A 25,650-nucleotide genomic window follows, 5' to 3' on the forward strand; every position below is an offset into this window, starting at 1 on the left:
CCGCCGGGGGCTACGAGATCGCCCGCTCGGCCTGATCCGCGTACATCTTCGCGATCACCGCCTCGATGTCCGGCTCCCGCACCGACAGGTCCACCAGCGGGTAGTCGGCCGCGATCCGCGCCACGAGCGGCGCCGCCGACTCCCCCGCCGGGAACGCCAGCCACTGCCGCGGTCCGTCCACCCGGACCACCCGCGCGGGCGCCGGTGCCTCGATCGGCGGCAGTTCCCGCTCCAGGTCCACCACCAGGGTCCGCTCGCTCTCCCCCGCCTCGTGCAGCCCGGCGAGCGGACCGTCGTACATCAGGCGCCCGTGGTCGATGACCATCACCCGCTTGCACAACTGCTCGATGTCTTGGAGGTCGTGCGTGGTCAGCAGCACCGTCGTACCGCGCTCGGCGTTCAACTCCCGCAGGAACTCCCGCACCTTGGACTTGGACACGACATCCAGCCCGATGGTCGGCTCGTCCAGGTACAGGACCTCCGGGTCGTGCAGCAGCGCCGCCACGATGTCCCCGCGCATCCGCTGCCCGAGGGAGAGCTGCCGCACCGGCACGTCCAGCAGGTCGCCGAGATCGAGGAGTTCGACCAGACGGCCGAGGTTCTCCCGGTAACGGGCGTCCGGGATCCGGTACATGCGGTGCATCAGCCGGTAGGAGTCCTGCAGCGGCAGGTCCCACCACAGCGTCGTACGCTGCCCGAACACCACGCCGATACGGTGCGCGAGCCGCGTCCGCTCCTCGGAAGGGTTGATCCCGGCCACCCGGAGCCGGCCCGCGCTCGGGGTGAGGATGCCGGTCAGCATCTTGATCGTGGTGGACTTGCCGGCGCCGTTCGGCCCGATGTACCCCACCATCTCGCCGCGCTCCACGCGGAAGGAGATCGAGTCGACCGCCCGCACCTGCCGCCGCTCCCGCTTCATGAAGCCGGTCTTCTTGCGCACCTCGAAGACCTTCTCCACACCGTCGAGTTCGATGAACCCGCGTTCCGACCCGGTCAACTCAACTCCCTGTACTCCGGTACGAACGAAGCCCCGTACGCCACGCCATCCCGGCCAGCCCGCAGCAGACCACCGCCACCAGCGGCGAGGCGAAAGCCGCCCACCCGGGCAGCCCGACCGGATACGGCCGCCCCAGCACATGCGCGGCGGGCACCCAGTTGACGAAGGCCAGCGGCACCATGAAGGTCACGCCCCGCACCACATCCTTGCCGAACACCGTCGGCGGATACTGCAACAGCGTCGTCCCGCCGTAGGTGAAGGCGTTCTGCACCTCCGCGGCGTCCTGCGCGTAGATCTGGAAGGCCGCACCCGCCACGAACACCGCCGAGAAGATCGCCGCGCCGCTGACCACCATCACCGGCACCAGCAGCACCTTGGCCGCGTTCCAGTCGACGTCCACCGACACCAGCGCCCAGCCCAGCACCACCGTGCCCTGGACGATCCGGCCCAGCCGGCGCAGCGCGAACCGGTCGGCCCCCACCTGGGCGAGCACCGGCGCCGGCCGCACCAGCAGCGTGTCGAACGAGCCGTCACGCATCCGGGCACCCAGCACGTCCATCGAACCGAGCGCCAGATCGGCGATCCCGAACGACGTCACCGACAGCCCGTACAGGAACGCCACTTCGGGCAGCGACCAGCCGCCCAGCGAGTCGACCTGCGAGAACATCAGCAGGATCCCCACGAAGTCCAGGCCGGTCACCGCCAGGTTCCCGATCACCGTGACGACGAAGGAGGTGCGGTAGGTCATGCTGGACCGCACCCACATCCCGGCGATCAGCCGATAGGCCCGCACCCCCTCGGCCAGGGCACCGCGCTCACCCACCCTGCACCACCACCCGCCGCGTCGCGGCCGACTGCACCAGCCGCCCCGCCCCCAGCAGCGCCACCGCCCACGCCGCCTGGAAGGCGAACGCCCGCAGCGGGTCGGTCTCCCCCATCAGCACGTCCGCCGGCATCTGGATCTGCGCCGCCCACGGCAGCACCCGCACCACCTCACCGAGCACACCCGGGAACGCGTTCAACGGCAGCACCATGCCCGAGAAGAAGACCCCCGTGACCATCAGGACCTGGCTGACGCCCATGCCGTCCATCAGCCAGAACACACTCAGGGCCGCCAGGTAGCGGATCGCGAAGCTCACCACCGTCGCCAGCAGCAGCGTCACCGCGAAGGCCGCCCACCGGGCGACGTCCGCCGGCAGCGCCATCGGGAAGAAGACCGCGCCGAACACGAACGGGATCACCCCCCGCCCCACCATCTGGAACAACGCCCGCCCCACGTCGCCCGCCAGCCACCACAACTGCAGATCCGCCGGCCGGTACAGATCGACCGCGATCTCACCGGTGCGGATGCGCTCCATCAGATCCTTCTCCGCGCCCCCGCCCTGGATCGCCAGCGTCGCGTACAGGCACTGCCCCAGCCACACATACGTCACGGCCTGCGCCTGGTCGTACCCGCCGAGATGGGGCTTCTCGTCCCACAGCGCCAGATACGTGTAGACGAGGATGACGCCGAAGACCGTGTTGGTGAACACCCCGGCCACCGTGGCCGCCCGATACGTCGCGTACCGCCGGAAACCGCCCGCCGCGACGGCCGCGTACAACCGTCCCGAGCCCACATCCACCGCCCTCCTCGCCGCCCGGCACCGAAGCGCAGGAGCCTAGTGGCCCCCTGATCGGGCATGCCACGCAATTTCGGGGAGCGGCGAAGGTGGCGCGGGGCGAGCGCGCACCGGCCCAGACGGTACGATCCGTTGCGTCCGCACGGGCCGAGGCGCCCGTGGCCAGGGCGAGCAGCGTGGTGGCGGTGCCGGCCGGACGGAGCGTACGAGCCGTCACGATCCACGGTCGTGTCCCCCTTCGGGCGAATGTCGCACAGGCGAGATCGCGATGCGGGCCGGCGTGCGGAACAGCGCGGTTCACCCCGTGCCCGCCCGCGCGCTCACCCGCACACGGCCCGCCTCACCAGACGGCTCACAGCCCGGCCCTCGATCAGGGAACTGATCAACGGATGGGACAGTCTTCATCACAGGGGCGCAAGAGCGAGCAGAGACGTACGGGAACGACGTACGACGCGAAACAGGAGTCCGTGCACGACATGAGTGACGAGCCTCAGCCGCAGCAGCCGAATCCGGGCTGGGCACCGAGAGAGCCGCAGGCGGACGCCGACGGCACCCCGGGCACGCCCGAGGCCACGGCGGCCGGCAAACCGAAGCGGACCGGCTGGCGCCGGATGATCCCGACCTGGCGCATGACGCTCGGCGGCTTCGTCATCGTCGTGCTGCTGCTAATCGGCGGCTTCTTCCTGGGCTACTCGCTGGTGCAGATCCCGCCGGCCAACGCGCTCGCCACCAAGCAGGCCAACGTCTACCTCTACGCGGACGGCTCCGTGATCGCCCGCGACGGCGAGGTCAACCGGGAGAACGTCACCCTCCCCCAGATCTCCAAGGCCGCCCAGCACGCCATCCTGGCCGCCGAGGACCGCGACTTCTACACCGAGTCCGCCGTCGACCCCAAGGCCATGGTCCGCGCCGCCTGGAACACCGCCCTCGGCAAGGGCAAGCAGTCCGGCTCCACGATCACCCAGCAGTACGTGAAGAACTACTACCTGCGCCAGGACCAGACCGTCACGCGCAAGGCCAAGGAGTTCTTCATCGCGATCAAGCTGGACCGCGAGGTGAGCAAGGACCACATCCTCGAGGGCTACCTCAACACCAGCTACTTCGGCCGCAACGCCTACGGCATCCAGGCCGCCGCCCAGGCCTACTACGGCAAGGACGCCAAGGACCTCGACCCGGCCCGCGCCGCCTACCTCGCCGCGCTCGTCAACGCCCCCAGCCAGTACGACGTCGTCGCCCACCCCGAGAACCGGGGGGCCGCCGAGTCCCGCTGGAACTACGTCCTGGACGGCATGGTCAAGAAGGGCTGGCTCAGCGAGTCCGAGCGCACCGGCATGAAGTTCCCCATGCCGAAGGAGTCCACCCTCTCCACCGGCATGTCCGGACAGCGCGGCTACATCGTCCGGATCGTCAAGGACTACCTCGTCCAGAACAAGATCGTCGACGAGAGGCGGCTCGACGCCGGCGGCTACCGCATCACGACCACCCTGCAGAAGGGCAAGCAGGACGCGTTCGTGAAGGCCGTCAACGACAAGCTGATGTCCAAGCTCGACAAGAAGAACAACAAGGTGGACCGCTACGTCCGCGCGGGCGGCGCCTCCGTCGACCCCAAGACCGGCAAGGTCGTGGCGATGTACAACGGCGTCGACTACGTCAAGCAGTACACCCCCAACGCCACCCGCAGGGACTTCCAGGTCGGCTCCACCTTCAAGCCCTTCGTGTTCACCTCGGCCGTCGAGAACCACTCCGAGACCCAGGACGGCCGGGTCATCACCCCGAACACCATCTACGACGGCACCAACAAGCGCCCCGTCCAGGGCTGGACCGGCGACCCCTACGCCCCCGAGAACGAGGACCAGCGCTCCTACGGCGACATCACCGTCACCGAGGCCACCGACAGCTCCGTGAACTCGGTGTACGCGCAGATGGCCGCCGACGTCGGCCCCGCGAAGGTCAAGCAGACCGCGATCGACCTGGGCGTCCCCGAGACCACCCCCGACCTCGCCGACGGCCCCGCCATCGCGCTCGGCACCGCCACCGCCAGCGTCCTCGACATGGCCGAGGCCTACGCCACGCTCGCCAACCACGGCCGGCACGGCACCTACACCATGGTCGAGAAGGTCACCAAGGAGGGCACGCCCGTCGAGCTGCCCGAGCGGCGCACCCGGCAGGCCGTGAGCCGCGAGGCCGCCGACACCACCACCTCCATGCTGCAGAGCGTCGTCCAGAACGGCACGGCCTCCGCCGCCCAGGCCGCGGGCCGCCCCGTCGCCGGCAAGACCGGCACCGCCGAGGAGGACACGGCGGCCTGGTTCGCGGGCTACACCCCCGACCTCGCCACCGTCGTCTCCGTCATGGGCCAGGACCCCGTCACCGCCGCCCACAAGTCCCTGTACGGCGCCATGGGCCTGCCCCGCATCAACGGCGGCGGAGCACCCGCCGAGATCTGGACCCAGTTCACCCAGGACGCCCTCGAGGGCAAGCCCGCCAAGGAGTTCGACCTCAGGCTCCAGCCCGGCGCGAACGTCTCGCAGGCCCCCAGCAGCGACGCCCCGGCCGACCCCACCACCGGCGCCGGCACCGACGGCGGCACGACCACCGGCGGCGAGGACACCGGCACCGAGACGCCCGGCCAGACCCCCAGCGCCCCCGAAGGGCAGACCGAGGGCCAGACCGACGGCGGCACCACCGACGGCGGCACCGGCGGCGAGTCCCCCACGGGCGGCGGCACCGCGGACGGCGGCACCACCGACGGCGGCACGACCGACGGCGGCACCACCGAGGGCGGCACGACGGAGGGCGGTGGCGGCGGCGACGCGAGCGACGGCGGCGCGACGGGCGGCCCGACCGGCCCCGGCTGGGGCGTCGTCCCACAGGGCGCCCGCCGCGAGTAGAGGCGCGGCGGATCAGTGACCGCTGGTCGCCTTCAGCCCCACCACGGCGACCAGCAGCAGACACACGAAGAAGATCCGGGCGGCGGTCGCCGGCTCACCCAGCACCGCCATGCCGAACACCGCCGCCCCGGCCGCACCGATCCCCACCCACACGCCGTAGGCGGTACCGATCGGCAGGGTCTTGGCGGCCTGCGACAGCAGCAGCATGCTGGCGACGATGCCGGCGCCCGTGAGCACACTGGGCAGCGGGCGCGTGAACCCGTCGGTGTACTTCATACCGACGGACCACCCCACCTCCAGCAGACCGGCGACGACGAGCAGAACCCAGGCCATGACGGGCACCTCCGGGAAACAGGCTGACGGTGTCGTGCGTCGTCTTTGCCTTGATCCCGGTACGGCGCGTCTCGTCGGGAGTTCTCCAACGTAGCAAAACCCATGACGCAGGGGCCGGCGACAACCGTCACCGGCCCCTGCGCACGGGCATGGACCTACAGGTAGAGGCCCGTCGAGTCCTCGGCCCCCTCGAACCGGTCCGCGGCCACGGCGTGCAGATCACGCTCGCGCATGAGCACGTACGCGATCCCCCGCACCTCCACCTCGGCCCGGTCCTCCGGGTCGAACAGAACCCGGTCACCCGCCTCCACGGTCCGCACGTTCTGCCCCACCGCGACGACCTCGGCCCAGGCCAGCCGCCGGCCGACCGCCGCCGTGGCGGGGATCAGGATGCCGCCGCCGGAACGCCGCTCGCCCTCGCTGGTGTCCTGCCGCACGAGTACGCGGTCGTGCAGCATCCGGATGGGCAGCTTGTCCGGATGGGTACTGTGCTCGTTTCTCTTGCCGCTCACGCCCAGAAACCTACCTGTCTTCCCCACAAACGTGCGCGGTCGGGTCAGCCCTTGCGCCGCCGCGTGCCGAGCGCGAGCAGCCCGACCACGCCCACCACGACGAGCGCGACCGGCACGACCCGCTCCAGCCGCGGCGCGCCGTCCTCGTCCACGAACCGGGCCCGCACGTCGGTGACGGCCTTGTTGACCCCCACGTAGGCCCGCCCGAGGGTGTGGTCGATGTTCGACGCGACCTTGGCCTTGGCATCCCCGACGATCGTCTTCGGGTGCACCCGCACCCCGATCTCGTCGAGGGTCTCGGCCAGGGTCGCGCGGCGGCGCCTGATGTCCGCCTCGATCTGCGCCGGGGTCCTGGTGTCCGCCGTGTCCGCCACCGTGTCGCCTCCGAAGTCGGTGTGAAGCCTGTGTGGGACAGTCTGTCAGCTCCACGGCTCATCACACTGTCAGCACCCCCGGTTACCCTGGCCCGATGAGCGAGCGACTCCAGCCGGGGGACGTGGCCCCCGCCTTCACCCTCCCCGACGCCGACGGCACCGAGGTGTCCCTGTCCGACCACAAGGGCCGCAAGGTCATCGTGTACTTCTACCCGGCCGCCCTCACCCCCGGCTGCACCAAGCAGGCCTGCGACTTCACGGACAACCTGGAGCTGCTGGCGGGCGCGGGCTACGACGTCATCGGCATCTCCCCCGACAAGCCGGAGAAGCTGGCCAAGTTCCGCGACAAGGAGTCCCTGAAGGTCACGCTGCTGGCCGACCCGGACAAGCAGGTCCTGGAGTCCTACGGCGCCTTCGGCGAGAAGAAGCTGTACGGCAAGACGGTCGTCGGCGTCATCCGCTCCACGATCGTGGTGGACGAGGAGGGCAAGGTCGAACGCGCCCTGTACAACGTCAAGGCGACAGGCCACGTAGCGAAGATCATCAAGGACCTGGGGGTCTGAGACTCCGCTGATCCTTTGCGGAGCGGCTCATACCGGGGATGCCCGGTACGAGCCGCTCCGCATTTCGGGCGTGACGGTCCGATAAACGGTTCGTTACTCCGTACGAGATCACGAACGGGTGATCGGGGACGGAGGGCGTTTCATGGGGGCCAGTGCGTACACCAGGGAGCGGCTGCAGGAGGCGGCCCGGGGTGCGAGGTCGTTGACGGAGGCGCTGGAGAGGCTGGGGGTGGATCCTCGGAGTTCCAGGCGGGACTACATCCGACAGCGAATGAAGAAACTGGGGGTGGACACCGCTCACTTCGAGCGGGAGGGGAGCAGGTGGACCCGGAAAGTTCTGCAAGCGGCCGTGTCCGCCTCGACCAGCATGAACGACGTGCTGCGGCACGTCGGGCTTGAGCTGGTGGGGGGACACCACACTCACATCACCCGCCGCATCAAGGCATACGGCATCGACACGTCGCACTTCGTACCTGTGGTCCGCACGGAGAAGATGAGGCACAACCAGCGCCGCCGAACGGCCGAGGAGATCCTCATCGAGGACACCTCCACGCACCCCAGACGGGTTCCGAGCGCCCGCCTCAAGAGGGCGATGCGCGAGCTGGGCGTCGAGGAGCGCTGCGCGATGTGCGGTATCGGAGCCGTCTGGCAGGGGGAGCCGCTGCCCTTGGAGGTCGACCACATCGACGGCGACTGGCGCAACAATCGGGTGGAGAACGTTCGGTTCCTCTGCCCCAACTGTCACTCGACGACGGACAGTTACCGAGGGCGTGGCAGGGGACGCGCGCGGAGGCGGGCCTCATGAGCGGGCGGCGGGCCTGGCCCACCCCCGAAGAACTGCGCGTCGCGGTCGCCGCATCCTTCTCCCTCGCCGAGGTGCTGCGCCGACTGGGCCGGCCGGACAACGGCGGACAGCGGTCGGCGTTGCGTCGACTCATCGCGCAGGAGCACCTCGACACGGCGCACTTCCTCGGCCAGGCGCACAACCGGGGCAAGCCGGGCACCGTCCCGGCCAAGCGCCCCGAGGAGATCCTGGTCCGTCATGACGGCAAGCACAGGACCGCGACCACGCTGTTGCGCCGAGCGCTCAGCAGCGTCGGCGTACCCGAGCACTGCGTGCGGTGCGGCATCGGCCCCGAGTGGCTCGGTAAACCCATGACGCTGGAGGTGGACCACATCAACGGGGACTGGAGCGACGACCGGCGCGAGAATCTGCAGCTGTTGTGTCCCAATTGCCACGCGATCACCAAGACGTGGTGTCGAGGAGGCCATCGAGCGATCCGCGAGGCCCAGTAGAGTAGGCGACGCTGTGGGCCCGTACCCCAGCTGGCAAGAGGGCGCCGGTTTAGGTCCGGTGTGTCGTGGGTTCGAGTCCCACCGGGCTCATTCGCGAAGGGCGCACCACGTCAGTGGGCGCCCTTCCGCGTGCCGTCAGCCGAGCAGTTCCCTCACCACCGGCACCAACGCCCGGAACGCCTTCCCCCGGTGGCTGATCGCGTTTTTCTCCTGGGGAGTCAGTTCCGCGCAGGTTCGGGACTCGCCCTCCGGCTGGAGGATCGGGTCGTAGCCGAAGCCGCCCGTGCCGGCGGGCTCGTGGCGCAGGACGCCCCGTAGCTGCCCCTCGACCACCCGCTCCGTGCCGTCCGGCAGGGCGAGTGCCGCCGCGCAGGCGAAGTGGGCGCCGCGGTGTTCGTCGGCGATGTCCGAGAGCTGGGCGAGGAGGAGGTCGAGGTTGGCCTTGTCGTCGCCGTGGCGGCCGGACCAGCGGGCGGAGAAGATGCCGGGGGCTCCGTTGAGGACGTCGACGCAGAGGCCGGAGTCGTCGGCGACGGCCGGGAGGCCCGTCGCCCGGGCCAGGGCGTGGGCCTTCAGCAACGCGTTCTCCGCGAAGGTGACGCCGGTTTCCTTGACGTCGGGGATGTCCGGGTAGGCGTCGGCGCCTACGAGTTCGTGGGGCAGCCCGGCTTCGGCGAGGATGGCGCGAAGTTCGGTGATCTTCCCGGCGTTGCGGGTGGCGAGGATCAGGCGACTCATGCCCCCAGTATTGCCGGGGCGCAGTCGCGCCCCGTCAGGGGCGCGGGGAACTGCGCGATCAGCCCCCGCACACCCGCACGCACCCACCATCAGAAACCCGGCACATGAGATGCCCTGCCCAGTCGGCGCGGTGTTACGGCGTGCAGACCTTGGTCAGTTCGCCCGCCGCGTCCGTGACCGGGCTGATGTCGGGTGTCTCGTCGCCGTTCTTGATCGACGTGCGGACGTTGTCGACGGCTTTGTTGAGGTCGTCGACGGCCTTGCTGACGTCCGCGTTGTCGGTCTTGTCGCCGATGTCGCCGAGGTTCTTGTCGATGGAGTCGAGGGACTCGTCGAGTTGCGTGGGGTCGTTCGCCGCGCTGTCGACGGCCTGCTGGAGTTCGGTGACGCTGTCGGCGATGGCGTCGGCGGTCTGGACGCAGTCCAGCGCCTTGTCGACGGCGGCGCAGCCGGTGGTGAGTCCGGCGGTCAGCGCGACGGCCGCCAGGGTGGCGGCGACGGCTGCGGTGCGGCGTCGGCGGCTCGCGGCCATGGAGCGGTCCCTCTCGTTCGGTGGGGCCGGTCGGGCCCGCGTGGCTGGCCGGGCGCACAGGGATGAGCCGTGCGCCCGTACTCCTTCAGACGCGCGTGTGCTCGGCGCGGTTGCCCGCACCGAGCGGCCTTCTTGGTGTGCCCTTTACTTTTCGAGGACGGTATCAAGCGCGGTGCGCTGGTGGGCGGCGAGTTCGTCGCAGCCGGCGACGGCGAGGTCGAGGAGGGCGTTGAGTTCGTCGCGGGCGAAGGGTTCGGCTTCGGCGGTGCCCTGGACCTCGACGAAGCGGCCGTCGCCGGTGCAGACGACGTTCATGTCGGTGTCGGCCTTGACGTCTTCTTCGTAGCAGAGGTCGAGGAGGGGGATGCCGCCGACGATGCCGACGGAGACGGCGGAGACGGTGCCGGTGAGGGGCTTGCGGCCGGCTTTGATGAGCTTCTTGCGCTGGGCCCAGGCGACGGCGTCGGCGAGTGCCACGTAGGCGCCGGTGATGGCGGCGGTGCGGGTGCCGCCGTCGGCCTGGAGGACGTCGCAGTCGAGGACGATGGTGTTCTCGCCGAGGGCCTTGTAGTCGATGACGGCGCGCAGGGAGCGGCCGATGAGGCGGCTGATCTCGTGGGTGCGTCCGCCGATGCGGCCCTTGACGGACTCGCGGTCGCCGCGGGTGTTGGTGGAGCGGGGCAGCATGGAGTATTCGGCGGTGACCCAGCCTTCGCCGCTGCCCTTGCGCCAGCGCGGGACGCCTTCGGTGACGGATGCGGTGCAGAAGACCTTGGTGTCGCCGAAGGAGACGAGGACGGATCCTTCGGCGTGCTTGCTCCAGCCGCGCTCGATGGTGATGGGGCGGAGCTGCTGGGGGGTGCGGCCGTCGATTCGAGACATGCGGCTGAGCCTATCCGTACGTGCGGAAGGGGCCCCTTCCGCGGTGGGAGGGGGCCCGGTGGGGCTGGGGTGTCAGGGGGTGAAGCCCGGGACGATCCCCGCCCTTCACATCATGTCTTCGATCTCCGCTGCGATGGGGTCGGCGTCGGTGCCGATGACGACCTGGATCGCGGTGCCCATCTTGACGACGCCGTGGGCGCCGGCGGCCTTCAGGGCGGTCTCGTCGACCTTGGCGGGGTCCACGACTTCGGTCCGCAGGCGGGTGATGCAGCCTTCGACCTCTTCGATGTTGTCGATGCCGCCGAGCCCGGCAACGATCTTCTCAGCCTTGGTGGCCATGTTCGTTCTCCCTGATCCGAACCGCTTTGTCGCAGTAACCCACAGTTGGCCCATCTTTGCGAGCGGCCAACGAGCGGCCGAGTCGTGTGTGCCGAATGATGGCGTCACGTTCGTGCGACCGTCGAACGACTGGTCTACACCACGAATGCGCCTCTCGACAAAAGTCTCTCGCCGAAAGTGTCTCGACTGAGGGGACCGGAATGAGTGCCGACAGCCCGGCCGGCGCCGAGGCCGCCGCCGGCCCCGCCCGTGTTCGCTGGAACCGGCTGTTCCAGGGGTTGCAGAAGATGGGCCGCAGTCTGCAGTTGCCGATCGCGGTGCTGCCGGCGGCGGGGATCCTCAACCGGCTGGGGCAGCCGGATGTGTTCGGGGACGAGGGGCTGGGCTGGACGAACGTCTCGAAGGTGATGGTGGGGGCGGGCGGTGCGCTGCTGGACAGTTCGCTGGGGTTGCCGCTGCTGTTCTGTGTGGGCGTGGCGATCGGGATGGCGAAGAAGGCGGACGGTTCGACGGCGCTGGCGGCGGTGGCCGGGTTCCTCGTGTACTGGACGGTGTTGCGGCAGTTTCCGGAGGGCTGTCCGGAGGGTTCGGTGGCGGTGCCGAACGTGGGGTGCCAGGTGACCGACGGGGATCGGACGGTGACGGCGTTCGCGTTCCAGAATCCGGGGGTGTTCGGCGGGATCGTCATGGGGTTGCTGACGGCGTTCTTCTGGGCGCGTTTTCACCGGACGCGGCTGGTGGACTGGCTGGGGTTCTTCAACGGGCGGCGGCTGGTGCCGATCGTGATGGCGTTCGTGGCGATCGTGTTCGCGGCGCTGTGCCTGTGGGTGTGGCCGCCGATCGGTGACGCGCTGGAGGGGTTCAGCGACTGGATGGACGGTCTGGACGCGTGGGGTGCGGGTGTGTTCGGGGTGGCGAACCGGGCGTTGCTGGTGGTGGGGCTGCACCAGTTCCTGAACGTGCCCATCTGGTTCCAGTTCGGCTCGTTCGCCAAGCCGGACGGGACGGTGGTGCACGGTGACATCAACATGTTCCTGGCGGGGGATCCGGATGCGGGTCAGTTCACGTCGGGGTTCTTCCCGATCATGATGTTCGCGTTGCCGGCGGCGGCTCTGGCGATCACGCATTGTGCGCGGCCGGACCGGCGCAAGGAGGTCGGGGGCCTGATGCTGTCGGTGGCGTTGACGTCGTTCGTCACGGGCATCACCGAGCCGATCGAGTACTCGTTCCTGTTCGTCGCGCCGGCCCTGTACGTGGTGCACGCGCTGCTGACGGGTGTGTCGATGGCGGTGACGTGGGGGGCGGGGGTGCATGACGGGTTCAGCTTCTCGGCGGGGCTGATCGACTACGTCATCAACTGGAATCTGGCGACCAGACCGTGGCTGGTCCTTCCGATCGGTCTGGGTTTCGCGCTCGTCTATTACGTGATCTTCCGGTTCGCGATCACGAGGTTCGATCTGGCCACTCCGGGGCGCGAGCCCGAGGAGGACGTCGAGGACAGCGCCAAGGCGTGATCGTCACAGCGGGTGGAATTGGCGGGTTCCACTCGTTCGGCCTACCGTGCTACAACTGGTCTACACCACTCAGTGGTGGAGGTCGCGCGGTGATGACCGCGTTCCCCTTTCTTTGAGACGCCGCCGTCCCCCGTCGAACTCTTCCTGGGCGGCGCCGTGCCCCCTGGAGGAAGTTCATGTCCACAGCCACAGCCGCGCCCGCGAGCCCGAAGAAGGGGTCGGCGGTGATGGCGGTGATGCAGCGCATCGGCCGCAGCCTGATGCTCCCCGTCGCCGTCCTGCCCGCCGCCGCCCTGCTGGTCCGACTCGGCAACACCGACATGCTCGGGCGCGAGTCGTTCCCCGCTTTCATCACCAAGATCGCGGGCTTCATGGCGGCCGGCGGCAACGCGATCCTCGACAACATGGCGCTGCTGTTCGCCGTGGGCATCGCGATCGGCTTCGCCAAGAAGTCGGACGGGTCCACCGCGCTGGCGGCCGTGGTCGGCTACCTCGTGTTCAAGAACGTGCTGGCCACGTTCACCGACAAGAACCTGCCGAAGGTCGCCACGGCGGTCGACGGCAAGGTCGTCATGGTCGACGCTCCCGTGGACGCCAAGGTCCTCGGCGGTGTGGTCATGGGCATCGTCGTGGCCCTTCTCTACCAGAAGTTCTACCGGACCAAGCTGCCCGACTGGGCGGGCTTCTTCGGCGGGCGCCGTCTGGTGCCGATCCTGTCCGCCTTCGCGGGTCTGGTCATCGGCATCGTCTTCGGTTACATCTGGCCGGTCCTCGGCACGGCTCTGCACAACTTCGGCGAGTGGCTGGTCGGCTCCGGGGCGGTCGGCGCGGGCATCTTCGGTGTCGCCAACCGTGCGCTGATCCCGATCGGCATGCACCACCTGCTGAACTCCTTCCCCTGGTTCCAGGCCGGCACCTACGAGGGCAAGAGCGGCGACATCGCCCGGTTCCTGGCGGGGGACCCGAGCGCCGGGCAGTTCATGACCGGCTTCTTCCCGATCATGATGTTCGCCCTGCCGGCCGCCTGCCTCGCGATCGTGCACTGCGCCCGGCCCGAGCGCCGCAAGATAGTCGGCGGCATGATGCTGTCGCTCGCGCTGACCTCGTTCGTCACGGGCGTCACCGAGCCGATCGAGTTCACCTTCATGTTCATCGCCCCGGTGCTGTACGCGATCCACGCCGTGCTCACCGGTGTCTCGATGGCGCTGACCTGGGCGCTGGGCATGAAGGACGGCTTCGGCTTCTCGGCCGGCGCGGTGGACTTCTTCCTCAACCTGGGCATCGCGACCAACCCGTGGGGTCTGGCCCTGGTCGGTCTGTGCTTCGCGGCGGTCTACTACGTGGTCTTCCGCTTCGCGATCACCAAGTTCAACCTGCCGACGCCGGGCCGGGAGTCCGACGAGGAACTCGCCGAGCTGCAGAAGGCAGAGGCGAAGTGACTGAGTAACCCGCACACACCGAAGGCCCCGGAACCGCTGTGGTTCCGGGGCCTTCGCGCGTGTGCCGGGGCCCGAGCGCGGGGGACGCTAGATCTCGTACGTCTGCCGCGGCGCGGCCAGGTCCACCCGGCCGTCGTAGACCTCGCGGGCGTCGGCGAGGTTGACCTGGGGGTCCGTCCACGGCGGGATGTGGGTGAGGACCAGGCGGCGGGCACCGGCCCGGGCCGCCGTCTCACCCGCCTCGCGGCCGTTGAGGTGCAGGTCGGGGATGTTCTCCTTGCCGTGCGTGAACGCCGCCTCGCACAGGAACAGGTCGGCGTCCCGGGCGAGTTCGTCCAGTGCGGGGCTCACGCCGGTGTCTCCGGAGTACGCCAGCGTCCGGCCGCGGTGCTCGATGCGGATGCCGTACGCCTCCACGGGGTGGGCCACCCGCTCGGTGTGCACCGTGAACGGGCCGAGTTCGAAGGTGGACGGCTTGACCGTGTGGAAGTCGAAGACCTCGCTCATGGAGGAGGCGGAGGGGGTGTCCGCGTAGGCGGTGGTCAGCCGGTGTTCCGTGCCTTCGGGGCCGAAGACGGGGAGTGGATCGCAGCGGCCGCCGTCGTGGCGGTAGTAGCGCGCGACGAAGTAGGCGCACATGTCGATGCAGTGGTCGGCGTGCAGGTGGCTGAGGAAGATCGCGTCGAGGTCGTAGAGACCGCAGTGGCGCTGCAGCTCGCCCAGGGCACCGTTGCCCATGTCGAGAAGCAGCCGGAAGCCGTCGGCCTCGACGAGGTAGCTCGAGCAGGCCGATTCCGCGGACGGGAACGACCCCGAGCAGCCGACGACGGTGAGCTTCATGAAGCAGAAACCTCCGCTGGCGGGAATGTCTGAGAGGGGCGTCGGGGGGTCGTGCGGTCCGTCGAGCGTAAGGCGCATAACCTCCGGTAGCTCCTCCACAAAGGCCTGTTGTGGGCGAACTCACCTGTGCTGTCACCGGTTCGGCTGGCAGGGCCGGGCGTGATCCTCGTGAGGGGGGCGCGTGGCGCGGGCGGCGCCGGTAACGTCTCAGTATGGACACGTCCTGGTGGCTGGCGCTCGCCGCGGTGGTGCTGCTCGCGCTCGTCGCCACGCTCGTCGACGGCTGGGGCCGGGGTCGGCGGCCGTCGGCGCTGCGGGGCCGGACGGCGGCGCCGGTCCTCGCGCCGGAGGGCCGGCCGCAGCCGGCGGAGATCTGGTGGGCGGAGGTGCCCTACGAGGACGAAGCCCGCACAAAGGACCGGCCCTGCCTGGTGCTGGCGGTGCGCGGGGAGCGGGCGACGGTCGCGAAGATCACCACCCGGTTCCGTGACGAACGCGCCGGGGTGATCCCGCTGCCCCCGGGTTCGGTCGGCGACGCCCAGGGCCGCGCGAGTTTCCTGGAGACGGACGAGCTGCGGGAGGTCCCGGTGTGGGGTTTCCGGCGGCGGGTCGGCGTGGTGGATCCGGCGTTGTGGGACCGGGTGCGGTACCTGGCGGGCTGAGCAGCGCGCAGGGGCCGGAGTCGTGGACTCCGGCCCCTGCGTGTCGGTTCGTTCCCTCGGCTACGCCCAGAGCTGGCCCTGGAGCGTGTCGATGGCCTCTTCCGTGGTGGCCGCCGTGTAGACGCCCGTCGAGAGGTACTTCCAGCCGCCGTCGGCGACGACGAAGACGATGTCGGCCGGCTCCCCGGCCTTGACGGCCTTCTTGCCGACGCCGATCGCGGCGTGCAGCGCGGCGCCCGTGGAGACGCCGGCGAAGATGCCCTCCTGCTGGAGCAGCTCGCGGGTGCGGGTGACCGCGTCCGCCGAGCCGACCGAGAAGCGGGTGGTGAGGACGGAGGCGTCGTACAGCTCGGGCACGAAGCCCTCGTCCAGGTTGCGCAGGCCGTAGACCAGGTCGTCGTAGCGCGGTTCGGCCGCGACGATCTGGACGTCCGGCTTGTGCTCGCGCAGGAAGCGGCCCACGCCCATGAGGGTGCCGGTGGTGCCGAGACCGGCCACGAAGTGCGTGATCGACGGCAGGTCCGCGAGGATCTCGGGGCCGGTCGTGGCGTAGTGGGCGCCCGCGTTGTCCGGGTTGCCGTACTGGTAGAGCATCACCCAGTCCGGGTGCTCGGCCGAGAGTTCCTTGGCGACGCGCACGGCGGTGTTGGAGCCGCCCGCCGCCGGAGAGGAGATGATCTCCGCGCCCCACATGCCCAGCAGGTCCCGGCGTTCCTGCGAGGTGTTCTCCGGCATCACGCAGACGATGCGGTAGCCCTTGAGCTTCGCCGCCATGGCCAGGGAGATGCCGGTGTTGCCCGACGTCGGCTCGAGGATGGTGCAGCCCGGGGTCAGGCGGCCGTCCTTCTCCGCCTGCTCGATCATGTGCAGGGCCGGACGGTCCTTGACCGACCCCGTCGGGTTGCGGTCCTCCAGCTTCGCCCAGATGCGGACGTCGGCGGACGGCGACAGCCGCGGCAGGCGCACCAGGGGGGTGTTGCCGACCGCGGCCAGGGGGGAGTCGTAGCGCATCGGTGATCAGACCATGCCGCCGGCCACGGCCGGCAGGATCGTGACGTTGTCGCCGTCCGACAGCTTGGTGTTGATGCCGTCGAGGAAGCGGACGTCCTCGTCGTTCAGGTACACGTTGACGAAGCGGCGCAGCTGGCCGTCGTCCACGATGCGGGCCTGGATGCCGGCGTGCCGGGTCTCGAGGTCGGTGAACAGGTCGGCGAGGGTGTCACCGCTGCCCTCCACCGCCTTCTGACCGTCGGTGTACGTGCGGAGGATGGTCGGGATGCGGACCTCGATGGCCATGGCTTCAGGGCTCCTGTCGGGAGTAGTCGGTCGGGGCGCGCGGCAGCGCAGGAACAGCGGGGTGGTGCGTGTGTGCGGCGCCGCGGCTGACGGCCGTACGGCGGCAGGGTCCGGCGTCAACAGATGGCGCTGGCGAGCCTGCACAGGTCGACGTGCAGCCGCGCCACGAGCAGATCGCCCGGCGTCTTCTCGCTCACGTCGTGGAAAACCATGGGCTCATCGTATCGATTCCCGGTCCGGGTCCTGGAATGTGATCCCACATGGCGGACGTTTTCGGGCCGGAGAGTGAGACCGCGCTGTTCAGACGGGCTCAGTAGGCCTCGACGACCCGGACCTCCTCCTCCGTGACCTCGCCCTCGACGATCCGGAAGGAGCGGAACTGGAACTCGCCGGCCCCGTCGGTGTCGGCGGTGGAGACGAGGACGTAGTGCGCGCCGGGCTCGTTGGCGTAGGAGATGTCGGTGCGCGAGGGGTAGGCCTCGGTCGCGGTGTGGGAGTGGTATATGACCACCGGCTCCTCGTCGCGGTCGTCCATCTCGCGGTAGAGCTTGAGCAGGTCGCCGGAGTCGAACTCGTAGAACGTGGGCGACATGGCCGCGTTGAGCATGGGGATGAAGCGTTCGGGGCGGTCCGAGCCCGCCGGTCCTGCGACGACGCCGCACGCCTCGTCGGGGTGGTCCTTGCGCGCGTGGGCGACGATCTGGTCGACGAGAGCCTGGGTGATGGTCAGCATGCGGCAAGGATAAGCAGAAGGGCCGTTCCGTACCGAGGACTGGTACGGAACGGCCCGTATGCCGGACGCCCTGAGCGGCAGCCGCAGGGGGTGCCACGAGTACTCCCTGCGGCTGGGCGTCCTGTGGGGTGGTCAGCCGACCTTCTCGAACTCCGCGTCGCGGCGCTCGGTGATCTGCGGGTTGCGGCTCTTGAGGACCGCCCAGCCGACACCCAGGGCCACGGCCCAGCCGGCCGCGACGTACAGGCAGACCCGCGCGTCCTTGTCGTACGCGATCATGCAGGTCACGCCGATGAGGAAGAGAAGCGCGACCCAGCTGAAGAGCGCCCCGCCGGGAGCGGGGAAGGACGAGGCGCGCAGCCGGCCCGCGTCGACCGCGGCCCGGTAGCGGATGTGGCTGACGAGGATCATCATCCAGGTCCAGATGCCTGCCGCGGTGGCGACGGAGGTGACGTAGAGGAACGCCTTCTCCGGGACGACGTAGTTCAGGACGACGCCGATGCCCATGAGCGCGACGGAGACCGTGATGCCGACGGCCGGCGTCTTGCGGGCGTTGAGCTTGCCGAACGCCTGCGGCGCCTCGCTGTTGGCGGCCAAGTCGCGCAGCATGCGGCCGGTGGAGTACATGCCCGAGTTGCAGGACGACAGGGCCGCGGTGAGCACGACGAAGTTGACGATGCCCGCGGCGAGCGGGATGCCGATCTTGCCGAAGGCGTGCACGAAGGGGCTCTCGCCGGCGGAGAACTCGGTCCACTTGACGACGGAGAGGATCACCAGCAGGGCGCCGACGTAGAAGACGATGATGCGCCAGGGCAGGGTGTTGATGGCCTTGGGCAGGGTCTTCTCGGGGTTCTCGGACTCGCCCGCGGTGACGCCGACGAGCTCGACGGCGAGGTAGGCGAACATGACGCCCTGGAGCGTCATCAGGCTGGAGCCGATGCCGTTCGGGAAGAAGCCGCCGTGCGACCAGAGGTTGGAGACGGCGGCGGTGTCACCGGCGTCGGAGAAACCGAGGGTGAGCACGCCGAGACCGATGACGATCATGCCGATGATGGCCGTGACCTTGATCATCGAGAACCAGAACTCGACCTCGCCGAAGATCTTGACGGAGATCAGGTTGACGCCGAAGAGCACCACCAGGAAGACCAGGGCGCTGACCCACTGCGGGATCTCCGGGAACCAGAAGTGGATGTAGATCGCGGCGGCGGTGAGCTCGGCCATGCCGGTCACCACCCACATGAGCCAGTACGTCCAGCCCGTGACGAACCCGAAGAACGGGCCGAGGAACTCGCGGGCGTACTCGGCGAAGGAGCCGGAGACGGGCCGGTAGAGGAGCAGCTCGCCCAGGGCCCGCATGATGAAGAAGATCACGACGCCGGCGAGGGCATACATGAGGATGATGCTGGGGCCGGCCTTCGCGATGTTCGCTCCGGCGCCCATGAACAGGCCGACGCCGATGGCGCCGCCGATCGCGATCATCTGGACCTGGCGGCTACCGAGGCCGCGCTCGTACCCCTCTTCGGGCACGTTTTCCGTGTCGACCTGCGCAGAGGTCATGTGTGGTGCGCCTTTCTCCATGCCGACCCGGGCCTCTCGTCGGCCTCGGATCGGGTTTCGATCCCCCCGGAATGATGGAGCTGAGCGGGCCCGGAAGCCCGCTCGTGCCTGGCCGGCGGTTGCCGGCTCGGTGGCGCACCCGGCCGAACATTCGGGTGGTGTTCTGACCGGGCGGTCGTGAAGATTTATCACGGCCGCAACACTGATCACAGGCATGGAATGTGGCGCACCGCACAGGGAAAAGCGGACAAAGCGCTTTCGAAGAGGCCATAGGAGGCGGGTGCGGTGACGGGATCGTTATCCGGATTTGAGTGTCCTCTGAGCGAACACCGATCGGTCACCCGGCGGTCACAAAACCTGCACCGATCAGGCCATAAGGGTTCCGACCAGCGTCTCCTGGAGGCCGCCCAGCCACAGGTAGGCCATCACCATCGGCTTGCGCGGGTCGTCGTCCGGGAGGCGGTAGAGGAGGTCGGTGTCCTCGTCGTCGGTGATCTCCAGCCGCGAGCCGATCGCGAGCCGCAGGTCGTTCAGGGCGCCCAGCCACTGCTGCGACTCCGCCGGGGACAGCTTCAGCACCGCACCGCCCTCGCCGGCCGACGCCGAGGAGAGCGCGTCGAGGGAGCGGACCACGACCAGGGCGTTGTCCCGCTTGCCGGCCCGCAGGTCGTTCTCGGTGTAGCGGCGGAACTCCGCGGAGTGCGCCCGCTGCTCCTCGGCGTCCCGCGGCGAGGCGGGCTGCTCGGGGTCGCTGTAGGCGTCCGGGAAGAGCCGCCTCAGCACCGGGTCGGCGGGCGGCTCGCTCGGGCCCTCGGCGAACAGCTCGGCGAGCGGGTCGCCGGAGGCGTCCTCGGCGGGGCCGGGGCCGATGAGCTCCAGGAGCTGGACGGCCAGCGACCGGATGATGGAGATCTCGACGTCGTCGAGGGCGACGGCCGCGCCGCCGCCGGGGAGCGGTTCGAAGGTTCCGGGCATGAACGCCTTTTCGCTGCTGGGCGGAGAGCTGGCTACTTGCGGTCCTGCTGGAGGGTGGCCCACAGGCCGTAGCCGTGCATGGCCTGCACGTCGCGTTCCATCTCCTCGCGGCTGCCGCTGGAGACGACCGCCCGGCCCTTGTGGTGGACGTCGAGCATGAGCTTGGTGGCCTTCTCCTTGGAGTAGCCGAAGTACGACTGGAAGACGTACGTCACGTAGCTCATGAGGTTGACCGGGTCGTTGTGGACGATGGTGACCCACGGGACGTCCGGCTCGGGTACGGCGAAGACCTCCTCCGCCGACTCGGTGCGTTCGATCTCCAGGGGCGCGGGTGACGTCACACTGCCCATGCTGCCACCCGAGGGGGGTAGTCGCACAAACGGGCCTGGCCGTAAGGCGATCGCGTCCTCCGGGACTGCAATCGTCAGATTGACGAAATGGGGGTACGATCCCGCTCATGAACACAGCGGACCTTGGGCTGCCGGAAGAAGAAGGGCGCGAAGCGCTTCCTCAGCAGGGCGGTGGCGGGCGCCGGGTGGGCGTTCCCTCGACGGCTCTCTTCACGGACCAGTACGAGCTGACGATGCTGCGGGCCGCCCTCGCGTCGGGCACGGCCGAGCGGCGGAGCGTGTTCGAGGTCTTCACCCGGCGGCTGCCGGAGGGGCGGCGCTACGGCGTCGTGGGCGGCACCGGACGGGTGCTGGACGCGGTGGAGAACTTCCGCTTCGACCCGGCCGTGCTCACGTTCCTGCGCGAGCGGGAGATCGTCGACGAGGAGACCCTGGACTGGCTCGCCGGCTACCGGTTCAGCGGGGACATCTGGGGCTACCCCGAGGGTGAGGTGTACTTCCCGGGCTCGCCGGTCATGCGGGTCGAGGGCACCTTCGCCGAGTGCGTGCTGCTGGAGACCGTGATCCTGTCGATCCTCAACCACGACTCGGCGATCGCCGCGGCCGCCTCACGCATGGCGGCGGCCGCCGGTGACCGGCCCCTGATCGAGATGGGCGCCCGGCGCACGCACGAGCTCGCGGCGGTGGCGGCCTCCCGGGCCGCCTACGTCGGCGGTTTCGCGACCACCTCCGACCTGGCGGCCGGCTTCCGCTACGGCATCCCCACCGTCGGCACCTCCGCGCACGCCTTCACCCTGCTGCACGACAGCGAGCGGGACGCCTTCCAGGCCCAGGTCAACACGCTGGGCCGGGGCACCACGCTCCTGGTGGACACCTACGACGTCACCGAGGCGGTCCGCACGGCCGTCGAGGTGGCCGGGACCGAGCTGGGCGCCGTGCGCATCGACTCCGGCGACCTGCTGCTGGTCGCGCACCGGGTGCGCCAGCAGCTGGACGAGCTGGGCGCGACCGACACGAAGATCGTGGTGACCTCGGACCTGGACGAGTACGCGATCGCCTCGCTGGCCGCGGCGCCGGTGGACGCGTACGGCGTCGGTACGCAGCTGGTGACCGGCTCCGGACACCCCACCTCCTCGATGGTCTACAAGCTGGTCGCGCGGGCCGAGTCCGCCGACCCGAAGGCACCGCTGGTGCCGGTGGCGAAGAAGTCCAGCGGCGGCAAGACGTCCGTCGGCGGACGCAAGTGGGCCGCGCGGCGGGTGGACGCCCACGGGGTCGCCGAGGCCGAGGTGATCGGCACCGGCCCGGTACCGGACGAGCTCGCGGACCGACAGCTCCTGGTGGAGCTGGTCAAGGGCGGCGAGGTCGTGGCGCACGAGCCGCTGGACGCGGCGCGCGAGCGGCACACGAGGGCGCGCGCGGGTCTGCCGATGTCGGCCACGCAGCTCTCGCGCGGGGAGCCCGTCCTGCCCACGGAGTACCTGCACGAGACCCCGGGTAGCTAATTGCGGTGTGCCGTGACGCGCCGACCCGTGCCCCCTCCCGTCCGCTCTCCTCTGTCAATAGGCTCGGTGGTTCACCGGCCGGGCTTGCCGACCTCATAGCCGAAGGACACCGACCATGCGCCGCGCCTTGATCGTCGTCGATGTGCAGAACGACTTCTGCGAGGGGGGCAGCCTCGCGGTGGCCGGCGGTGCCGACGTGGCCGCCGCCGTCACGGAGCTGATCGGGCAGGCGGCCGGGTCCGGCTACCAGCACGTGGTGGCCACCCGCGACCACCACATCGCCCCCGGCGGCCACTTCTCCACGAACCCGGACTACGCCCGCTCCTGGCCCGCGCACTGCGTGGCCGGCACCGAGGGCGTCGGCTTCCACCCGAACTTCGCCCCGGCCGTCGCCTCCGGCTCGATCGACGCCGTGTTCGACAAGGGGGCGTACTCGGCGGCGTACAGCGGTTTCGAGGGCGCCGACGAGAACGGCACTCCGCTGGCCGACTGGCTGCGCTCCCGCGAGGTCACCGAGGTCGACGTGGTCGGCATCGCCACCGACCACTGCGTACGCGCCACGGCCCTGGACGCCGCCCGGGAGGGCTTCCGCACGCAGGTCCTGCTGGACCTGACGGCCGGGGTGGCCCCGGAGAGCACCGAGCGGGCCCTGGAGGAGCTGCGCGAGGCGGGCGTGGAGCTGTCGGGCAAGCCGGTCGTGCAGTAGTCCCGCGGCCCGGCGGGCACTCGCGGATCAGGTCTGGGCCGTCGGGCGCCGCAGGAGGGCTCTGATCGGGCGCCACAGCTCCTGGACGAGGTCCGGGCTCGACGCGACACCGTTGTCGGGGGCCGTGCGCCATATGAGGCCGTCGGGGTGGTGCAGGACCGCGGTGATCTCGTCGGGGGTCGGCGGGGCGGCGTTGCCGCGCAGGTAGACCGACCGCAGACCGAGATTGCGGAGCCTGGTCAGGGCCCGGGCGCGGTTCACGGAGTGCACGAGGACGCGGACGGCGCCGGGGCCGTCGGCGGCGGGGCTGGGCAGGTTCAGTGCCACCACCACCATTCCGTTCGGCAGCTTGCAGAAGCCTCCTGCGGCCATGCGGTCATCCCCCGTGTCGGTCGGTGTCAATAAGAGAGCCACAGGACGCACCTAAACACGGATCGGCGGTGACCCGCCAGTGGGTCACCGCCGATCATGCTCTGACCTGCAAGGATGCGGATTACCTACCCGCGGCGCCGACCTCCAGCTCGATCGTCGAGCCGTCCTTGGCTTCCTTGAGGATCTTGATCTTCGTGTTGGTGTCAGTGATCTTGACACCCGCGGTCGGGTTCGACTCGTCGTAGTAGTCGTTCTTCCGGTCGTTGAAGACCGAGACGCCCTTCGAGCCCGGGATGTACTTCGCCACGTCCGCCTTGTGCAGCGTCATGCCGTCGGTGCGGTAGAGGCTGAACGGCGAGTCGTAGGCCTGGATGCGGTTGCGCATCAGCGTGCCGTCGGCCCACTTCAGCTGGTCCGGGTGCGAGTCGATCGGCAGGACCAGACCGGCGCCCTGGTGCTGGCTGGTGTTGTTGTCCACCTGGGAGGTGTCCCACTTCCAGATCAGCAGGCCGTTCTGGTACGCGTAGTGCTCCACCCAGTCCGGGCGCGCCGTGAAGCCGAAGTTGTACGGGCCGGTCTTCAGCGTCTTGTCGTACGACACGTACTGCCGGTTCTCGGCGATGTAGTACTGCGCGTAGTCCTTGGTGAAGGACGCGCCGATGCGGGAGAAGCCGGTGGCCTTCCACGCCGCGTCCGCGCTCTCGGCGTTGTCGGTGAAGACGGGCGCACCGTCGGCCGTCACCGTGATCGCGTCGGCCGCGAAGCCCTTCTGGGCCACGCCGCCGTCGGTCTGGTAGCGGAAGCGGAGGTCGATCTTCTTGCCGGCGTAGGCGTCGAGCGGGAAGGCGAGCTTCTTGTAACCGTCGACCGTGCCGGTCAGGACCGGCTTGTCGCTGCCGTCGCGCGGGATCGGCTGACCGTCCACCGTGCCGTCGAGAGCGGTCCAGTTGGCGCCGCCGTCGGTCGAGACCTCGGTGTAGAGGTAGTCGTAGTTGGCCTCGATGTCGTACCAGCCGTCGAGGGTCAGCTGCGCCTTCGACTTGCCGGTCAGGTCGACCGAGCGCGTCAGGGTGTTCTTGAGGTTGTCACCGCTGCCGCTCCACCACTGGGTCTTGCCCTCGGCGGGGGTGACTATCTCGGTGGTGACCGCCTTCTTGGGGAGGTCGACGACCAGGGCCTGCTTGTGCTTGGTGTTGTACTCGGCGACACCCAGCTTGTGCCAGGAGTTGACGCCGGCCTTGGCCTTGTCGTAGTTCAGCCAGCCCAGCTGCATCTTGTCCCAGGCGGTCATGTCGCCGGGCAGGTCGCCGATCTCGTTCTTGCCGGTGCCGAGCCAGGAACCGGACGACATCAGCGTCCAGAAGCCGGTGGAGTTCTCGCCGCCCGAGGTGTCGTAGTGGTCCGGCAGACCGAGGTCGTGACCGTACTCGTGGGCGTAGACACCGAGTCCGCCGTTCTCCGGCTGGACGGTGTAGTCGCCGACCCAGATGCCGGTGTCGCCGATCTTCGCGCCGCCGAGCTTGTTGTTCTCGGGGCCGGAGGCGCCGGCGTCGGTGCCGAAGGCGTACCAGCGGTGGGCCCAGATCGCGTCGGTGCCCTGGGCGCCGCCGCCCGCGGACTCGTCCTCACCGGCGTGCACGATCTGGAAGTGGTCGATGTAGCCGTCGGGCTCGTTGAAGTCGCCGTCGCCGTCGAAGTCGTAACGGTCCCACTCGTCGAAGCGCGCGACGTCCGCCTTGATCTGCGCGTCGGTCCTCCCCGCTGCCTTCTGCTGGGAGACCCAGGCGTTCAGACCGTCGCTGACGACGTTCCACACACTCGGGCAGTTCGTGTCACCGCAGGCGTTGTTGCCGTAACGGGCCTCGTTGTAGGGGACCTTGACCCAGTCGGAGACCTCGCCGTCGACCGAGTAGCGGCCCGAGGACTGCTTCTCGTAGTAGGTCTTGACCGAGTCGACGCCCTTGCCGGAACCGAAGTAGAGGTCCTGGAAGTAGTCCCGGTCGTAGTCGGCCCTCCACGCCGTGGAGTTGTCCTTCTTGCGGTCGGGCTTGGGTATCGCGTTGTGCAACGGGCCCGCCGTGCCGCCGTAGCGGCTGTCGACCTTGTCCCCGAACTCGACCAGGATCGTGAAGATCTTGTCGGTCTTCTCGCGGCCGAGCTCGACGTACTTGCTGTCACCCTTCTTGCTCTTGAGCTGCACGACCTTCGAACCGTCACGGTTCTTGACCTTGCTCTTGCCCGATATGACCTGCTTCAGGGCCTCCTGGCGCTGAGCGTCCTGGGTCTTGCTCAGCGGGCCTTCGAGGTCGTGCTCGTCATGGTGACGATCCGCCGGGTCGTGCCGGTCCACGGTGGTGGACCGGGGAGCCGAGGCGTCGTCGGCCACCGCGTACGTCGACGCGGTGGCGGTGGCCGCCGCGAGCGCCACGCTGATGGCGGCCGCTCTGAACGTCCAGGGTCTACTGGTCACTTGAGATCCTCCCCCGCGTTGCGGCGCGCGGCAGGCAGGGTCCCGGTCATGGAAATCCGCGCGCGCGTGATCAACGCGTGTAGTCAAGTGACGACATTTGACTAGAGGTTTAGAAGAAAAGACAGACCTTGACTTGGACAAGTCAAGTGCACTAT

29 protein-coding genes, 1 tRNA gene and 1 riboswitch are annotated in these 25,650 nt (G+C 69.4%); of the genes, 10 read left to right on the forward strand and 20 right to left on the reverse strand.

Annotated features, from left to right (window positions below; genetic code table 11):
- Positions 1-10: 10 nt before the first annotated feature.
- Genes ACFY9E_RS11620 through ACFY9E_RS11630 form a run of 3 tightly spaced genes read right to left on the reverse strand, consistent with a single transcriptional unit; the run spans position 11 to position 2,613 of the window.
- Entirely contained in the window at positions 11-997 is a 987-nt protein-coding gene (locus ACFY9E_RS11620; protein WP_390981719.1) for an ATP-binding cassette domain-containing protein, read from the reverse strand.
- A 1-nt stretch (position 998) separates the two neighbouring features.
- Entirely contained in the window at positions 999-1,820 is an 822-nt protein-coding gene (locus tag ACFY9E_RS11625; protein WP_390981721.1) for an ABC-2 family transporter protein, read from the reverse strand.
- Positions 1,813-2,613, reverse strand: coding sequence for an ABC-2 family transporter protein (locus ACFY9E_RS11630; protein ID WP_390982081.1), 801 nt, complete (start codon positions 2,611-2,613; stop codon positions 1,813-1,815). Before ACFY9E_RS11630 ends, ACFY9E_RS11625 begins: the two co-directional genes overlap by 8 nt.
- Before the next feature lie 479 nt (positions 2,614-3,092).
- On the opposite strand from ACFY9E_RS11630, the gene ACFY9E_RS11635 reads away from it, so the two are divergent.
- Complete coding sequence (locus tag ACFY9E_RS11635) at positions 3,093-5,507, forward strand: transglycosylase domain-containing protein (protein WP_390981723.1); 2,415 nt, start codon at positions 3,093-3,095, stop codon at positions 5,505-5,507.
- Between the two features lie 12 nt (positions 5,508-5,519).
- Here ACFY9E_RS11635 and ACFY9E_RS11640 read toward each other — a convergent pair whose 3' ends face one another.
- The 3 genes from ACFY9E_RS11640 to ACFY9E_RS11650 all read right to left on the reverse strand — a co-directional run bounded on the left by ACFY9E_RS11640 (position 5,520) and on the right by ACFY9E_RS11650 (position 6,726).
- Positions 5,520-5,840 (reverse strand): multidrug efflux SMR transporter, encoded by a 321-nt coding sequence (locus ACFY9E_RS11640; RefSeq protein WP_031140108.1) that lies wholly within the window; start codon positions 5,838-5,840, stop codon positions 5,520-5,522.
- Positions 5,841-5,873: 33 nt separating this feature from the next.
- A riboswitch (guanidine-III (ykkC-III) riboswitch) is annotated at positions 5,874-5,945 on the reverse strand.
- Positions 5,946-5,995: 50 nt separating this feature from the next.
- Positions 5,996-6,352: a GroES family chaperonin gene (locus tag ACFY9E_RS11645; protein ID WP_390981725.1), complete on the reverse strand. Its 357-nt coding sequence runs from the start codon at positions 6,350-6,352 to the stop codon at positions 5,996-5,998.
- Between the two features lie 44 nt (positions 6,353-6,396).
- The gene (locus tag ACFY9E_RS11650) at positions 6,397-6,726 is read right to left on the reverse strand and encodes a DUF3618 domain-containing protein (RefSeq protein WP_369196487.1); all 330 of its coding nucleotides are present in this window, start codon (positions 6,724-6,726) and stop codon (positions 6,397-6,399) included.
- A 95-nt stretch (positions 6,727-6,821) separates the two neighbouring features.
- Here ACFY9E_RS11650 and bcp point away from each other — a divergent pair, with 95 nt between their 5' ends.
- The 4 genes from bcp to ACFY9E_RS11670 all read left to right on the forward strand — a co-directional run bounded on the left by bcp (position 6,822) and on the right by ACFY9E_RS11670 (position 8,675).
- Entirely contained in the window at positions 6,822-7,289 is a 468-nt protein-coding gene (gene bcp, locus ACFY9E_RS11655; RefSeq protein WP_033308146.1) for a thioredoxin-dependent thiol peroxidase, read from the forward strand.
- Positions 7,290-7,431: 142 nt separating this feature from the next.
- Entirely contained in the window at positions 7,432-8,094 is a 663-nt protein-coding gene (locus tag ACFY9E_RS11660; protein ID WP_390981727.1) for an HNH endonuclease, read from the forward strand.
- Positions 8,091-8,585 (forward strand): HNH endonuclease, encoded by a 495-nt coding sequence (locus tag ACFY9E_RS11665; protein ID WP_390981729.1) that lies wholly within the window; start codon positions 8,091-8,093, stop codon positions 8,583-8,585. Before ACFY9E_RS11660 ends, ACFY9E_RS11665 begins: the two co-directional genes overlap by 4 nt.
- A 15-nt stretch (positions 8,586-8,600) precedes the next feature.
- Positions 8,601-8,675, forward strand: a tRNA-Leu gene (locus ACFY9E_RS11670).
- Positions 8,676-8,720: 45 nt separating this feature from the next.
- On the opposite strand, the gene rdgB is transcribed toward ACFY9E_RS11670, so the two are convergent.
- The 4 genes from rdgB to ACFY9E_RS11690 form a co-directional block, all read right to left on the reverse strand.
- Positions 8,721-9,323 (reverse strand): RdgB/HAM1 family non-canonical purine NTP pyrophosphatase, encoded by a 603-nt coding sequence (rdgB, locus tag ACFY9E_RS11675; RefSeq protein WP_390981731.1) that lies wholly within the window; start codon positions 9,321-9,323, stop codon positions 8,721-8,723.
- A gap of 133 nt (positions 9,324-9,456) precedes the next feature.
- Complete coding sequence (locus ACFY9E_RS11680; protein ID WP_381104463.1) at positions 9,457-9,855, reverse strand: hypothetical protein; 399 nt, start codon at positions 9,853-9,855, stop codon at positions 9,457-9,459.
- Positions 9,856-9,999: 144 nt separating this feature from the next.
- On the reverse strand, positions 10,000-10,737 hold the full coding sequence (gene rph, locus ACFY9E_RS11685; protein WP_390981733.1) for a ribonuclease PH: 738 nt from the start codon (positions 10,735-10,737) through the stop codon (positions 10,000-10,002).
- Between the two features lie 105 nt (positions 10,738-10,842).
- On the reverse strand, positions 10,843-11,076 hold the full coding sequence (locus ACFY9E_RS11690) for a glucose PTS transporter subunit EIIB (protein WP_086602225.1): 234 nt from the start codon (positions 11,074-11,076) through the stop codon (positions 10,843-10,845).
- 200 nt (positions 11,077-11,276) lie between these two features.
- Between ACFY9E_RS11690 and ACFY9E_RS11695 the strand changes: the two genes are divergently transcribed.
- On the forward strand, positions 11,277-12,590 hold the full coding sequence (locus ACFY9E_RS11695) for a PTS transporter subunit EIIC (protein WP_390981736.1): 1,314 nt from the start codon (positions 11,277-11,279) through the stop codon (positions 12,588-12,590).
- A 176-nt stretch (positions 12,591-12,766) separates the two neighbouring features.
- Entirely contained in the window at positions 12,767-14,029 is a 1,263-nt protein-coding gene (locus ACFY9E_RS11700) for a PTS transporter subunit EIIC (protein WP_306925846.1), read from the forward strand.
- A gap of 87 nt (positions 14,030-14,116) precedes the next feature.
- Here ACFY9E_RS11700 and ACFY9E_RS11705 read toward each other — a convergent pair whose 3' ends face one another.
- The gene (locus ACFY9E_RS11705) at positions 14,117-14,869 is read right to left on the reverse strand and encodes an MBL fold metallo-hydrolase (RefSeq protein WP_390981738.1); all 753 of its coding nucleotides are present in this window, start codon (positions 14,867-14,869) and stop codon (positions 14,117-14,119) included.
- Positions 14,870-15,081: 212 nt separating this feature from the next.
- Between ACFY9E_RS11705 and ACFY9E_RS11710 the strand changes: the two genes are divergently transcribed.
- A complete protein-coding gene (locus ACFY9E_RS11710) occupies positions 15,082-15,531 on the forward strand; it encodes a type II toxin-antitoxin system PemK/MazF family toxin (protein WP_390981741.1) in 450 nt (149 codons plus the stop codon).
- Positions 15,532-15,591: 60 nt separating this feature from the next.
- Here the strand turns inward: ACFY9E_RS11710 and ACFY9E_RS11715 are convergent, their stop codons facing one another.
- The 7 genes from ACFY9E_RS11715 to clpS all read right to left on the reverse strand — a co-directional run bounded on the left by ACFY9E_RS11715 (position 15,592) and on the right by clpS (position 20,442).
- Positions 15,592-16,542, reverse strand: coding sequence for a cysteine synthase (locus ACFY9E_RS11715; RefSeq protein ID WP_390981744.1), 951 nt, complete (start codon positions 16,540-16,542; stop codon positions 15,592-15,594).
- A gap of 6 nt (positions 16,543-16,548) precedes the next feature.
- Positions 16,549-16,827, reverse strand: coding sequence for a MoaD/ThiS family protein (locus ACFY9E_RS11720; protein ID WP_390981746.1), 279 nt, complete (start codon positions 16,825-16,827; stop codon positions 16,549-16,551).
- Positions 16,828-16,943: 116 nt separating this feature from the next.
- Positions 16,944-17,039: a putative leader peptide gene (locus tag ACFY9E_RS11725; RefSeq protein ID WP_311688247.1), complete on the reverse strand. Its 96-nt coding sequence runs from the start codon at positions 17,037-17,039 to the stop codon at positions 16,944-16,946.
- Between the two features lie 98 nt (positions 17,040-17,137).
- The gene (locus tag ACFY9E_RS11730; protein ID WP_190899287.1) at positions 17,138-17,560 is read right to left on the reverse strand and encodes a Mov34/MPN/PAD-1 family protein; all 423 of its coding nucleotides are present in this window, start codon (positions 17,558-17,560) and stop codon (positions 17,138-17,140) included.
- A gap of 132 nt (positions 17,561-17,692) precedes the next feature.
- The gene (locus ACFY9E_RS11735; RefSeq protein ID WP_390981750.1) at positions 17,693-19,117 is read right to left on the reverse strand and encodes an amino acid permease; all 1,425 of its coding nucleotides are present in this window, start codon (positions 19,115-19,117) and stop codon (positions 17,693-17,695) included.
- 366 nt (positions 19,118-19,483) lie between these two features.
- Positions 19,484-20,092 carry a DUF2017 family protein gene (locus ACFY9E_RS11740; protein WP_390981753.1) on the reverse strand — a complete coding sequence of 203 codons (609 nt, stop codon included), beginning with the start codon at positions 20,090-20,092 and terminating at the stop codon, positions 19,484-19,486.
- Between the two features lie 32 nt (positions 20,093-20,124).
- Positions 20,125-20,442: an ATP-dependent Clp protease adapter ClpS gene (clpS, locus tag ACFY9E_RS11745; protein WP_384153606.1), complete on the reverse strand. Its 318-nt coding sequence runs from the start codon at positions 20,440-20,442 to the stop codon at positions 20,125-20,127.
- 107 nt (positions 20,443-20,549) lie between these two features.
- On the opposite strand from clpS, the gene ACFY9E_RS11750 reads away from it, so the two are divergent.
- Both ACFY9E_RS11750 and ACFY9E_RS11755 read left to right on the forward strand, forming a co-directional pair.
- Entirely contained in the window at positions 20,550-21,947 is a 1,398-nt protein-coding gene (locus ACFY9E_RS11750; protein WP_390981757.1) for a nicotinate phosphoribosyltransferase, read from the forward strand.
- A 115-nt stretch (positions 21,948-22,062) separates the two neighbouring features.
- The gene (locus ACFY9E_RS11755; RefSeq protein ID WP_390981758.1) at positions 22,063-22,653 is read left to right on the forward strand and encodes an isochorismatase family protein; all 591 of its coding nucleotides are present in this window, start codon (positions 22,063-22,065) and stop codon (positions 22,651-22,653) included.
- Positions 22,654-22,680: 27 nt separating this feature from the next.
- Here ACFY9E_RS11755 and ACFY9E_RS11760 read toward each other — a convergent pair whose 3' ends face one another.
- Positions 22,681-23,025, reverse strand: a complete 345-nt coding sequence (locus ACFY9E_RS11760; protein ID WP_062927123.1) for a hypothetical protein — start codon at positions 23,023-23,025, stop codon at positions 22,681-22,683.
- 121 nt (positions 23,026-23,146) lie between these two features.
- Complete coding sequence (locus ACFY9E_RS11765; RefSeq protein WP_390981762.1) at positions 23,147-25,495, reverse strand: immune inhibitor A domain-containing protein; 2,349 nt, start codon at positions 25,493-25,495, stop codon at positions 23,147-23,149.
- Positions 25,496-25,650 lie beyond the last annotated feature (155 nt).

The sequence above is a fragment of the Streptomyces sp. NPDC012466 genome, from assembly GCF_042955215.1.
Taxonomy (GTDB): Bacteria; Actinomycetota; Actinomycetes; order Streptomycetales; family Streptomycetaceae; genus Streptomyces.

Excerpts from the sequence above, each read along its gene's own strand:
- ACFY9E_RS11750 (WP_390981757.1), top strand. The coding sequence starts at position 20,550 with ATGAACACAGCGGACCTTGGGCTGCCGGAAGAAGAAGGGCGCGAAGCG.
- ACFY9E_RS11720 (WP_390981746.1), bottom strand. The coding sequence starts at position 16,827 with ATGGCCATCGAGGTCCGCATCCCGACCATCCTCCGCACGTACACCGAC.
- ACFY9E_RS11660 (WP_390981727.1), top strand. The coding sequence starts at position 7,432 with ATGGGGGCCAGTGCGTACACCAGGGAGCGGCTGCAGGAGGCGGCCCGG.
- ACFY9E_RS11755 (WP_390981758.1), top strand. The coding sequence starts at position 22,063 with ATGCGCCGCGCCTTGATCGTCGTCGATGTGCAGAACGACTTCTGCGAG.
- ACFY9E_RS11695 (WP_390981736.1), top strand. The coding sequence starts at position 11,277 with ATGAGTGCCGACAGCCCGGCCGGCGCCGAGGCCGCCGCCGGCCCCGCC.
- ACFY9E_RS11760 (WP_062927123.1), bottom strand. The coding sequence starts at position 23,025 with ATGGCCGCAGGAGGCTTCTGCAAGCTGCCGAACGGAATGGTGGTGGTG.
- ACFY9E_RS11730 (WP_190899287.1), bottom strand. The coding sequence starts at position 17,560 with ATGCTGACCATCACCCAGGCTCTCGTCGACCAGATCGTCGCCCACGCG.
- clpS (WP_384153606.1), bottom strand. The coding sequence starts at position 20,442 with ATGGGCAGTGTGACGTCACCCGCGCCCCTGGAGATCGAACGCACCGAG.
- ACFY9E_RS11740 (WP_390981753.1), bottom strand. The coding sequence starts at position 20,092 with ATGCCCGGAACCTTCGAACCGCTCCCCGGCGGCGGCGCGGCCGTCGCC.
- ACFY9E_RS11715 (WP_390981744.1), bottom strand. The coding sequence starts at position 16,542 with ATGCGCTACGACTCCCCCCTGGCCGCGGTCGGCAACACCCCCCTGGTG.
- ACFY9E_RS11700 (WP_306925846.1), top strand. The coding sequence starts at position 12,767 with ATGTCCACAGCCACAGCCGCGCCCGCGAGCCCGAAGAAGGGGTCGGCG.
- rph (WP_390981733.1), bottom strand. The coding sequence starts at position 10,737 with ATGTCTCGAATCGACGGCCGCACCCCCCAGCAGCTCCGCCCCATCACC.
- ACFY9E_RS11680 (WP_381104463.1), bottom strand. The coding sequence starts at position 9,855 with ATGGCCGCGAGCCGCCGACGCCGCACCGCAGCCGTCGCCGCCACCCTG.
- ACFY9E_RS11640 (WP_031140108.1), bottom strand. The coding sequence starts at position 5,840 with ATGGCCTGGGTTCTGCTCGTCGTCGCCGGTCTGCTGGAGGTGGGGTGG.
- ACFY9E_RS11635 (WP_390981723.1), top strand. The coding sequence starts at position 3,093 with ATGAGTGACGAGCCTCAGCCGCAGCAGCCGAATCCGGGCTGGGCACCG.
- ACFY9E_RS11725 (WP_311688247.1), bottom strand. The coding sequence starts at position 17,039 with ATGGTTTTCCACGACGTGAGCGAGAAGACGCCGGGCGATCTGCTCGTG.
- bcp (WP_033308146.1), top strand. The coding sequence starts at position 6,822 with ATGAGCGAGCGACTCCAGCCGGGGGACGTGGCCCCCGCCTTCACCCTC.
- ACFY9E_RS11705 (WP_390981738.1), bottom strand. The coding sequence starts at position 14,869 with ATGAAGCTCACCGTCGTCGGCTGCTCGGGGTCGTTCCCGTCCGCGGAA.
- ACFY9E_RS11665 (WP_390981729.1), top strand. The coding sequence starts at position 8,091 with ATGAGCGGGCGGCGGGCCTGGCCCACCCCCGAAGAACTGCGCGTCGCG.
- ACFY9E_RS11690 (WP_086602225.1), bottom strand. The coding sequence starts at position 11,076 with ATGGCCACCAAGGCTGAGAAGATCGTTGCCGGGCTCGGCGGCATCGAC.
- rdgB (WP_390981731.1), bottom strand. The coding sequence starts at position 9,323 with ATGAGTCGCCTGATCCTCGCCACCCGCAACGCCGGGAAGATCACCGAA.
- ACFY9E_RS11735 (WP_390981750.1), bottom strand. The coding sequence starts at position 19,117 with ATGACCTCTGCGCAGGTCGACACGGAAAACGTGCCCGAAGAGGGGTAC.
- ACFY9E_RS11710 (WP_390981741.1), top strand. The coding sequence starts at position 15,082 with ATGGACACGTCCTGGTGGCTGGCGCTCGCCGCGGTGGTGCTGCTCGCG.